General features: G+C 68.5%; 9 protein-coding genes and 1 pseudogene. 3 read left to right on the top strand and 7 right to left on the bottom strand.

The genetic code is table 11. The features are described 5' to 3' along the window. The 3 genes and pseudogenes from E3O60_RS08605 to galU form a co-directional block, all read right to left on the bottom strand. Positions 1 to 589 (bottom strand): annotated as a pseudogene (locus E3O60_RS08605) (large exoprotein); the annotation flags it as partial. 54 nt (positions 590 to 643) lie between these two features. Further along, positions 644 to 1,303: a GNAT family N-acetyltransferase gene (locus tag E3O60_RS08600; protein ID WP_088456998.1), complete on the bottom strand. Its 660-nt coding sequence runs from the start codon at positions 1,301 to 1,303 to the stop codon at positions 644 to 646. 78 nt (positions 1,304 to 1,381) lie between these two features. Further along, the gene (gene galU / locus E3O60_RS08595; protein ID WP_088456999.1) at positions 1,382 to 2,275 is read right to left on the bottom strand and encodes a UTP--glucose-1-phosphate uridylyltransferase GalU; all 894 of its coding nucleotides are present in this window, start codon (positions 2,273 to 2,275) and stop codon (positions 1,382 to 1,384) included. A 51-nt stretch (positions 2,276 to 2,326) separates the two neighbouring features. Here galU and E3O60_RS08590 point away from each other — a divergent pair, with 51 nt between their 5' ends. The 3 genes from E3O60_RS08590 to mscL are packed head-to-tail and all read left to right on the top strand — an operon-like array spanning position 2,327 to position 3,831. Beyond that, the gene (locus tag E3O60_RS08590) at positions 2,327 to 2,905 is read left to right on the top strand and encodes a 5-formyltetrahydrofolate cyclo-ligase (protein WP_103432297.1); all 579 of its coding nucleotides are present in this window, start codon (positions 2,327 to 2,329) and stop codon (positions 2,903 to 2,905) included. 57 nt (positions 2,906 to 2,962) lie between these two features. Beyond that, complete coding sequence (locus tag E3O60_RS08585; protein ID WP_088457001.1) at positions 2,963 to 3,328, top strand: FmdB family zinc ribbon protein; 366 nt, start codon at positions 2,963 to 2,965, stop codon at positions 3,326 to 3,328. A 47-nt stretch (positions 3,329 to 3,375) separates the two neighbouring features. Next, positions 3,376 to 3,831, top strand: coding sequence for a large conductance mechanosensitive channel protein MscL (gene mscL / locus E3O60_RS08580; protein ID WP_088457002.1), 456 nt, complete (start codon positions 3,376 to 3,378; stop codon positions 3,829 to 3,831). A 200-nt stretch (positions 3,832 to 4,031) separates the two neighbouring features. On the opposite strand, the gene E3O60_RS08575 is transcribed toward mscL, so the two are convergent. The 4 genes from E3O60_RS08575 to E3O60_RS08560 all read right to left on the bottom strand — a co-directional run bounded on the left by E3O60_RS08575 (position 4,032) and on the right by E3O60_RS08560 (position 9,849). Beyond that, positions 4,032 to 4,313, bottom strand: a complete 282-nt coding sequence (locus E3O60_RS08575) for a hypothetical protein (RefSeq protein WP_088457003.1) — start codon at positions 4,311 to 4,313, stop codon at positions 4,032 to 4,034. Further along, positions 4,306 to 8,055 (bottom strand): ATP-binding protein, encoded by a 3,750-nt coding sequence (locus tag E3O60_RS08570; RefSeq protein WP_088458099.1) that lies wholly within the window; start codon positions 8,053 to 8,055, stop codon positions 4,306 to 4,308. The genes E3O60_RS08575 and E3O60_RS08570 overlap by 8 nt, the downstream gene beginning before the upstream one ends. Positions 8,056 to 8,155: 100 nt before the next feature. Then, positions 8,156 to 9,172 (bottom strand): magnesium and cobalt transport protein CorA, encoded by a 1,017-nt coding sequence (locus E3O60_RS08565; RefSeq protein ID WP_088457004.1) that lies wholly within the window; start codon positions 9,170 to 9,172, stop codon positions 8,156 to 8,158. Positions 9,173 to 9,231: 59 nt separating this feature from the next. Further along, complete coding sequence (locus tag E3O60_RS08560) at positions 9,232 to 9,849, bottom strand: hypothetical protein (protein ID WP_103459258.1); 618 nt, start codon at positions 9,847 to 9,849, stop codon at positions 9,232 to 9,234. Positions 9,850 to 9,960 lie beyond the last annotated feature (111 nt).

Below are 9,960 nucleotides of genomic sequence, written 5' to 3'. Positions count from 1 at the left end.
CGCGACGGCCGGCGGCAGCGGCGTCGGCATCCGCTGCAGCGCGCGGGGCGCGGGCGGAGCGGCTGACGGTGGCGAGCCGGCCGAGGGTGGCGACGGCGGTCGCTACGGCGACCAGGCCGCCGGCCAGGAGCGTCCACACGCCCGCTGAGAGCATGGTGGCGCCCACCACGGTGAACACCAGGCCGATGAGCAGCAGCAGGGTGGAGAGGGCACGCATGGTGCGCAGGCGTTTGGCCTTGCCGGCCGGGGTGAGCGCTTTGGGTCGGGCGGCGGCGGCGCGCAGTACCGCGGCGCGCCGGGCGGCCGTGGCGGCATCGCCGGCGGCCTTCGAGGCAATCCGGGCGTCTTCCTCGGCCTGGGCGAGGAGTTTGCGTTGAGCGGACACTCCGCGTGCGTTGGTTTCCACGCGTACCTCCTGGGGAATTTCCGACGTCTCGGCGAGGATCCGCAGGGTCTGCTGCAGACGCACGGCATTGCGTTCGGTGGCGAGATATTGCCGGCGTCTCGCCCATGTCGGCATGAGATACGTCACCCAGAGCGCGGCGGCAACGGCCACCATCACTCCCCCACCCAGGACTTCGCTACTCATGCTCCCTAACGTATGAGTCGCGGGGCCTTCCGTGCCTGATTACCGGGGGGTGTGTCACTTGTCGGCCACCTCTAGTGGATGCGCGGCGGCGGCCGTGTCGAACTCGTTCACGGACGCCAGACCCGGCGGCACCAGGCCGTCCTGCCAGCGGCGCAGCACGCCACCGCGCACCTCCTCGGCCACCATGCCGAACGCGAAGTGGTCGCGCCAGGCGCCGTTGATGTGGATGAACCGGCGGCGCAGACCCTCGTACCGGAAGCCGAGCTTCTCGACGACCCTCAACGACGGCGCGTTCTCCGGCCGGATGCAGATCTCCATCCGGTGCAGGCCGAGTTGGCTGAAGCAATAGTCGGTGGCCAGGGCCACCGCGATCGGGGTGATCGACCGGCCCGCGAACTTCTCGCCGACCCAGTAGCCGATCGACGCGCTGGAGAGCGACCCCCAGGTGATCGACGACACGTTCAGCTGGCCGGCCAGTTCGCCGTTGTACTCGACCAGGAACGGCAATCCGCTGCCGGTGCGTGAGTGCGCGAGCAGGCTGCGAATGCTGGCCCGGGTGTCGAAGGACATCGGCGCGTACGGGCTGGTGGCCTCCCAGGTGCGCAGCCAGGACCGGTTCTCCATCAGCTCACGCTCGAGGGCCCTGGCGTCACGTAACCGGATCGGGCGCAGGGTCACGGCCCCCTCACGGAGCGTAGGAATCGCGGTCGGCACGATGAACCCGTCTACTTGGGGGCCGAAGCCCGATGATGACCGAATCTTAGTCCGGTGCCGACCTGATCAACCTGCACGCTACTCGAGAGTGGAGGTGAACTCCTTGAGCCAGGGGCGCAGTTCCACGCCGAGGTCGTCGCGGTCGACGGCCAGCTGGATGATCGCCTTGATGTAGTCGAGCCGGTCGCCGGTGTCGTAGCGGCGGCCGCGGAAGATGACGCCGTAGACGCCGCCGGTGGTCTCGGGGTTGACGGCCATCTCCTGCAAGGCGTCGGTGAGCTGGATCTCGTTGCCCTTGCCCGGCTTGGTGTGCTCGAGCACGTCGAAGACCTCGGGGCGCAGCACGTACCGGCCGATGATGGCCAGGTTCGACGGGGCATCCTCTGCTGCCGGCTTCTCGACCAGACCGGTGATGCGCACCACGTCGGGATCGTCGGTCTTCTCAATCGCGGCCGCACCGTACAGGTGGATCTGCGACGGGTCGACCTCGAGCAGGGCCACGACGCTGGTGTTGCGGGTGACCTGCTCGGAAAGCATCTTGTCCAGCAGCGGGTCGCGAGCGTCGATGATGTCGTCACCGAGCAGCACGGCGAACGGTTCGCGGCCCACGTGCATCTTGGCGCGGAGCACCGCGTGGCCGAGGCCCAGCGGGTCACCCTGGCGCACGTAGTGCATGTCGGCGAGGTCGGTGGACTCGTTCACCTTGGCCAGGCGGTCGCGGTCACCCTTCTGGATGAGCACCGCCTCGAGCTCGGTGACCCGGTCGAAATGGTTCTCCAGAGCGTTCTTGTTGCGGCCGGTGATCATGAGCACATCGGTCAGGCCGGCGGCCACGGCCTCTTCCACCACATACTGGATGGCAGGCTTGTCGACGACCGGCAGCATTTCCTTGGGCATCGCCTTGGTTGCCGGCAGAAACCGGGTTCCCATACCGGCAGCGGGAATAACGGCCTTTGTAATGTGAGTAACCATGGCATTAGGTTAGCGGCAACCTGTATTGGTTACGCACCTAGGATGACTTGTATGGATTCTGACATCGAGCACCGCAAGCGGGCGCTCCGCGCAGACCTCCGGGAGCGCCGCCACAACATGCCCGCAGCCGAGCGCGAAGCCGCCACCGCGGGGTTCACCGAGAACCTGCAGAGCATCGTCACCGACCTGTCCGCCCGGTCGATCACCTGCTATCTCTCCAGCCCCACCGAGCCGAACACCCGCCCGTTCGTCAACTGGGCCGAAGCCAGGGGCATCCGGGTGCTGTTCCCGGTGTCGCGGGACGACGGCCTGCTCGACTGGACCGTCGGCGAGGAGGAGACCGAGGTGCAGGGCCTCTCGGGTGCCCCGGAACCCCAGGGCGAGCTGCTCGGCCCGATCGCGATCAACGACGTTGACCTGATCATCGTGCCCGCGGCGGCCATCGACAAGACCGGTCTGCGGATGGGGTGGGGCCGCGGCTACTTCGACAAGACCCTCGGGTCGATGGAGAAATGCCCGCCGGTGTACGCCGTGGTCTACGACAATGAATATGTCGACGATGTTCCCCGGGAGGTGCACGACCAGCCGGTGAACGGCCTCGTCACTCCCACTCGCATCGTCGTCTTCTAGACTTTCCCCTTCCGGCACCTGCCGGTCAGCTCCGCACACCCGAACCGAAAAGACGCAGTGCCTACCTATTCATACCGTTGCACCGAGTGCGACACCGCCTTCGACATCCAGCAGGCGTTCACCGACAACACGCTCACGGAGTGCCCCGCCTGCGGCGGCAAGCTGCGCAAGGTCTACTCGTCGATCGGCGTGAGCTTCACAGGCTCCGGCTTCTACCGCAACGACTCGCGCGCCGAGTCCGGCGGTAAGTCGTCGCTCTCCGCCGAGAAGGGCGCCAAGAAGACGGACTCCTCGTCTGAATCGTCCTCGGCCAAGCCGGCCGAGAAGAGCAGCACCCCGGCCGCGTCGACCAGCGGGTCGTCCTCGAGCGGCTCGGGCTCCTCGTCCGGCTCGACGCCCACGGCGGCGCCGAAGGCGTCCTGACCCCTCTCCTCAATTCCTCGCAGTACCGCACCAGAAAGATCCCAGCCATGATCAACGGTTTCAAAGAATTCATCATGCGCGGCAACGTCATCGAACTGGCCGTAGCCGTCGTGATCGGTGCCGCCTTCACCGGCCTGGTCAACGCGATCGTCACGGGGATCTTCAACCCGCTGATCGCCGCGATCTTCAACGCGGACACCCTGAAGAACTCCCTGACGGTTCCGCTGGGCGATGCCGAGCTGTCCTTCGGCCTGGTTCTCGCGGCGTTGATCCAGTTCCTCCTGGTCGCGGCCGTGGTGTACTTCGCGTTCGTGATGCCGCTCAACAAGCTCAAGGAGAACCAGGCACGTCGCCGTCAGGCCGGAGTGCCGCTGGACCCGAAGAAGAACCCCGTCACCGACCTCGACCTGCTCACCGAGATCCGCGACCTGCTCGCCGCATCGACCGGGGCCCAGACGGTGTCCTCCAGCGCGGCCGCCGCGGCCGCCAAGCACACCCTCTAACTCCTTCGCACGTACGGCACGACCCCGCCGACTTGCGGCGAATGGCCCCTTGGATGCGCTCCAAGGGGCCTTTTGCAGCATCTCGGGGATGCGCGGGTCACCGACTTGCCGCAGACTGCCCCTTCGGCGCTCGTGACGGGATGCTTTGCGGCGTCTCGACGGGACACTCCGGTCGAGAACCCGGGCGGAGCGGCGGCGGGCTACCAGTGCGGCGGTTTGTCCTGGCGCAGCCGGGCGTCGTTCGCGCTCGTCGAGGAGCCGTCGCCCGTGGTCTGCCCGCCTTCTTCGCGGGAGGGCGGCTCGGGGCTGGTGTCGGTGTCCGGCGCGGGCGTCAGGCGCGCCCGGCGGGCGCCGGTCGACTTGACCACCGACTGACGCGGTTCTGCAGCTCCGGTGTCGCCGACGGATGCCGCGGGTGCTGTCTCGGGCGCTGTCGCGCCCGCGGACCCGACGGCGCCGTCGGGCGCCGCCGGGTCAGGCACGGTGCGCCGGACCGTCCGACCCTTCGGTCGGCGTGATGCCCGCGAGGGCGGCGACGCGGGCGGCGACGGCATCCGGGTTGCTGAACAGTTCAAAGCTGTGCACGCGCAGGTAGTGCCAGCCCAGGCGGCGCAGCACCTCGGGGCGCAGCCGCAGGGACTCGCGCAGGCTGGCCCGGTTGACCACGGCGTCGGTCTCCACGACCACGGCGCGGCCGGCGTGCGAGGCCGCCAGCGCCAGCTTGCCGCGGTGCCCGAGGGAGACGGTGAGCCCCTTGCGTTCCAGGCGGCGGCCCAGGTCGACGAGCATGGCCTCGCGGGCATCCGGCACGGCCACCTCGTTGCGGCGGGCCTCGGTCTCGGTGAGCACCTGCGACAGGGCCAGGATGCCGTGCCGTTGCCGGTCGGCGTCGATGTCGATCGGTCGGAAGCAGGAGACGATGTCCATGGCCCGGCGGGCGCGGGTCATGCCGATCGCGAGCAGGCGTTCACCGCCGGGTTCGCCGAGCGAGCCGAAGTTGCTCAGCAGCCGTCCGTGCGGGGTGCGGCCGTAGCCGATCGAGAAGATCACCCGGTCGCGGCTCTGCGCCACGGCCTGCTCGAGCGTGAGCACCGTGAACGGTTCGGCACGGTCCTTGAGGATGAAGTCGCTCAGGTCGGTGCGCTTGGAGAACGCCGCCAGCACGGCCTGGTGCACCCGCACGGCGTGGCGGGCGCTGGCGGTGATGACCATGAGGGATTCGCGGGGCCGCTTGACGGCATGGTCCATGACCAGGTCGACGACCTTCGCCACCTCGGCGTCAACGCTCTCCACCGCGCCGCTGTCGACGTCGGGCATGCCGTGGCCGCCCTTGACGTAGTTGAGGGTGAGGCTGCCGTGGCCGAGGAAGCTGCCCGCCCAGGGCAGCGAGTCGATGCGGCCGCCGTAGAAGCGGTGGTTGACCAGTTCGGCGAGGTCCTCGCCGCCGGCCCGGTAACTGCGGGTCAGGGTGAGGGTGGGCAGCAGTTCACCCAGCCGGGCCAGCGCGGAGTCGGCGTGCAGGGCGTCGACGTTGGTCTCCTGCGGGCTCGGCACATCGGAGGGTTCGACGATGCCGGTCTCGAAGCCGGACGGCGTCTGGGTGACCGGGTCGCCGAAGGCCACGACCTGCTTGGCGCGGCGGATGGCGCCGACGTTCTCGGCGAGGGTGGTGGCGCCGGCGTCGACGAGGAGCACGGCGTCGAAGGTCATTCTGTCGTCGAGTGCGGCGACCTCGTACGGCGAGGCCAGCCAGACCGGGGCGAGCACCCGGCCCAGGTGCGGGGAGACCTCGTTGATGCGGGCCGGGGTGGCGCGGTCGGCGCGCAGCAGCCGGCGCAGCTGGTCGGCTTCGTCGGGCCAGTCGACCACACCGATCTTCCAGGTCTCGGCGAGCAGCCAGGCCAGGATCTGCCCGGTGGTGGAGGCGTGCGCCTCGTCGACGAGCTTGAAGTCGGCTTCGAGCCTGTCGAGCACCTGGGTGTTGGCGTTGAGCAGGGCCTTGTCGCCGCCCAACATCACCTCGAGCACGGACTGCCACCAGGCGAGTTCGAGCTCGGCGGCGACATCCTTCTCGGACACGTGGCGCTGGGACAGGTCGGTCATCAGCGGGTCGAGGTTGTGCTCGCGCAGGGTGGCGAGCAGGGCGGTGCGCTCGTGCAGGTTGGCGAGCACCTCACTCTCGGCGGCCAGTCCGGTCATCGTGGAGACGAGTTCACGCAGCGGCCGCGAGACCAGCTGACGCGGGGTCCCGGTGTTGCCCAGCGGCACGTCGAGCTTGCCGAGGTCCTCCGCGACGCGCTGATAGGCGACGTGCACGTCGTTGATACCGACCGGCACCTCCGGGGTCACGCCGGCGGCGGCGTAGCGCTGCCACAGGGTGCGCTGCTGCTGGATGCGCCGCAGGCTCTCGTTCATGTCACTCACGTGCACGCCCGGTCGCAGGTACTCGTCGGCGAGCTTGCGCAGCCGGCGCCGGTTGGCGCTGGTCATCTCGGGTGAGTCGCGGCGGGCGGAGGTGGCGGCGATCAGTTCGGTGAGGGAGCGGTCGAACACGGCGGGCTGGAACTTGTCCAGCGTCTCGCGGATGTCCAGCAGCAGGCGCAGGTAGATGCCCAGCTCGTGCACGGTCTCGAACGGGCGCAACCGGGTCTGGCCGATGAGGTGTCCGGCGCGTTCCAGCAGCCGGGGCAGGTCGGTCTTGCTCAGCCGCTTGGCCAGCTCGTGGGATGCGCCGGCGTCGGCGGTGGAAGTGAAGGAGGCTCCGTACCAGGGCGAGTCGCCGGGGCCGTAGCGGAACTGGCCGAGGACGGCGGCCTTGATCAGGATCGCGGCGGCGCTGGCCCGGTCGTGGGCGAGACGCTCCAGGGCGACCCTGTCGAGCCGGGCGGTCGTCGACGGCGGTGCCGGCAGCTGGGCAAGCCTGGCGAGCTCACCGAGGGCGTCGAGCACCGACACGCCGAGCGCGGCATCCTTACGGGTGAGCGCCGACCTGTAGTCCAGCAGCACCTTGCGCAGACGCACGAGGGCGTCGTCGACGTCGCCGACGCGCGGCTGGGTGCTTTTCTCGTTGCGGGTGATCGACTGGATCAGGTCGCGGCGCAGCGTGCGCGGGGTGACGGCGACGCCGGGCAGACCCACCTGCACGAGGCGGTGGGCGATGCCGTCGAGGCTGGAGCGGCGGGCGCTGACCACGAGTACACGCTTGTGCTGGGCGATGAGCGAGCCGATGGCGTTGACGATGGTCTGGGTGCCACCGGTGCCGGGCAGGGTCTTCACGACGAGGGAGTTGCCGGCGCTGATCTGGGCGACGACGTTCTCCTGCTCGGCGTCGGCATCCAGCAGCAGCGTGTCGGTGCCGGGCGGGCGCACGTCTTGAGCGATCGGCAGCACCGGGTTGTAGGCCATTTCGATGGCGCGCTTGGCGGTGGGGTTGCCGGCGACGGCGTCGAGCACCGGATGGGTGAGCTTCTGCGCGTCGGTGGCCATGGCCCGGCCGACGTCGGCGAAGGACGACGCCACCAGGCGGGGCACCACGTTGAACCAGGGCAGGTGCGAGGTGAGGCCCCGCAGCCGGTCGATCACCGGTTGCGGTTTGAACGCTCCGTTGGTCACGGCGAGCGCCACGAACGCGTCGGCGTCGAGGGTGATCTGGAACTGGTCGTGCAACGCCCGCGCCAGTTCGGGGTTGAGGAACGGTGCTCCCTTGAGCTTGAGCTCGAAGTCTCGACCGTAGCGGCGGATGGCCAGGGGGCGCAGCAGCACCGGTGCGGTGAAGTCCACGTCGCCGTAGCGCCACTGGGCCAGCCCGATCGCGAGGTGCACCGATTCGATGCCCCGCATCGACCGCAGCTCGATGCCCTTCTGGGTGATCTCGTTGGCGGCCAGGCGGGCGTTGCGTAGCGCCAGCTCGTCGCGGATGAGGTTGGAGAGCAGGGTGGTCTTGCCGGTGATGAACTGCGGCAGACCGCCGGGGTGGGTGGCGGACAGCTCGATGCGGGAGCGCGGGCTGTCACCGAAGTGCAGCAGCGGCGAGTGGCCGCCGACGGCGGCGAGTTCGTCACGCCAGCGTTGCCAGGTGGGTTCGGCGATGTTCCCGGCGACCAGCGCCGGGTCTCCCAGGCTCACCGAGTCCGGGGAGGTCGCGAGACGCGAGTCGGCAGACGGCGCGTCGGAGTAATCCGACGCGAAGTCGTCATCTTCTGGTTTTCTATCGAGGCGCCACACACCCACACCCTATTTCTCCACCGGCCGGTTCTCGGTTAGGCCACCCGGTTATTTCCCGCATTCGCAGGATTCTCTGCGGATACAGCCGTTTTCGCAGGCGCTATAGCCAGTCCTTGCGTTTGAACACGGCGTAGAGCCCGAATCCCATCGCCACCATCAGGGTGATCGCGAACGGGTAACCGAACTGCCATTTTAGCTCAGGCATGTGAGTGAAGTTCATGCCGTAGATGGTGCCCACCAGGGTGGGGGCGAACAGGATCGCCGCCCAGCTGGAGATCTTCTTCACTTCCTCGCTCTGCGCCAGCCCGGTTTCGCTCAACCGGCGGGTTTCGTCGTTCTGCCGTTGGGCGACGAGGGTGCTGTGCACCGTGAGGGCGTTCTGCAGGAGTTCCCGGAACGCGTCGACACGTTCGACGACCCGGATGGTGTGGTCGAGCACGTCGCGCAGGTGCCTGTGCAGTTCCACGTCCACGCCGTGCTTCTCGAAGCCCTCCTGCAGCGACTCGAGCATGCCGATCAGCGGCTGGGTGGCCCGCTGGAACTCGATGACCTCGCGGGAGAGGTCGTAAATGCGTCTGGACACCGCCTGGTCACCGTCGAAGAGCTGGTCCTCGATCTCGTCGATGTCGTTCTCCAGGCCGGCGACCACCGGCGCGTACTCGTCGATCACCTGATCGAGGATCGCGTAGAGCACCGCCTGCGGCCCGAAGGCGAGGAGGTCCGGGGTGCTTTCCAGCCGGCGGCGCACCGAGGCGAGGTCGGGCGACTCGGCGTGCCGGATGGTCACGACGAAGTCGGGACCCACGAAGACGTGCAGCTCGCCGAACTCGACTCGCTCGACGTCGTCGAGGTATCTGGCCGGGCGCAGCACCAGGAACAGGGTGTCGGCGTATCGTTCGATCTTGGCTCGCTGATGTCCCTTGAGCGCATCCTCGATGGCGAGGTGGTGCAGGGTGAACTCATCGGCCACGCTCCTGACCTCGGCATCGGTCGGCCGGTACAGTCCGATCCAGGCGAACCCGGCCTTCTCCTTGAGTACCTCAAAGACGTCCTGCAACGTTTCCGGGGTTGCCACCCGAAGGCCATCCACATAGATCGCGTCATCAATCAGCGCCACGGCTGCTCCTCACTCGCCGTACAAGTGTGGCACCGGCGACGGGGTGCGGCGCACCGGCGTCAGTGCGGTTGGCTGCCCTGTCGCTTTGGACCCTCGTGCTTGCGGTAGGTGGGGCTGAAGGAGAGCAGCACCAGGCCGACTCCGAGAACCAGCTGGCCGAGCGCCTGGCCGGGCAGCAGCGAGACGGCGCCGCCGGCCAGGATGAAGACGGCCGGCAGCACCCTGTAGACGCGGGCACGCAGGATGGCGGCGCCCAGCAGCATCCAGCCGACCCCGAACACCGCGGCGGTCAACAGCAAGCCGAACGCATAGGAGCCGGGCCGTTCGGCACCGTCGAGTAGGTCAGGTGCGACCCGGCCCAGGGTGGGGTAGAGAAAGGCCTCCGCCCAGAACTGGCCGCTGATCAGGATGGTGCCGGTGCCGGCCATGATCGCGGCGGAGAAGCCGAACGGGCCGATCTGCTTGGCGTGGCGCTCGTAGATCGCCACCAACGAGAGGATCAGCAGCAGTGCTCCGCCGAGCAGGGCTAGAGACCGCAGGGCATACAGCGGGGTCTGCACGAGTTCACTGACCGGTTCGCCGGTGAGGCGCATCGCCTGGTCCAGGATGCCGCCGATCAGGAATGCGGCCCCGGCGGCGAGAGTGGATGGCTTCGCCAGACCTTCGAACCTCTTCACTGGAACCTCACCCACCGCGCCTGGAGCCTCGACAGCCCCGCACTCCATCGATTGGGCTGGTCCCGACGATTCTCGCACCGGCCGGGTGGCGGGACAAGGGCCGCAACGGCC

This window comes from Cryobacterium sp. TMB1-7, assembly GCF_004402435.1.
GTDB classification, from domain to species: domain Bacteria; phylum Actinomycetota; class Actinomycetes; order Actinomycetales; family Microbacteriaceae; genus Cryobacterium; species Cryobacterium zongtaii.
Note: the sequence above shows the minus strand (reverse complement) of the source record. Positions and strands in the feature narration are given on the sequence as shown.

Excerpts from the sequence above, each read along its gene's own strand:
- galU (WP_088456999.1), bottom strand. The coding sequence starts at position 2,275 with ATGGTTACTCACATTACAAAGGCCGTTATTCCCGCTGCCGGTATGGGA.
- mscL (WP_088457002.1), top strand. The coding sequence starts at position 3,376 with ATGATCAACGGTTTCAAAGAATTCATCATGCGCGGCAACGTCATCGAA.
- E3O60_RS08590 (WP_103432297.1), top strand. The coding sequence starts at position 2,327 with ATGGATTCTGACATCGAGCACCGCAAGCGGGCGCTCCGCGCAGACCTC.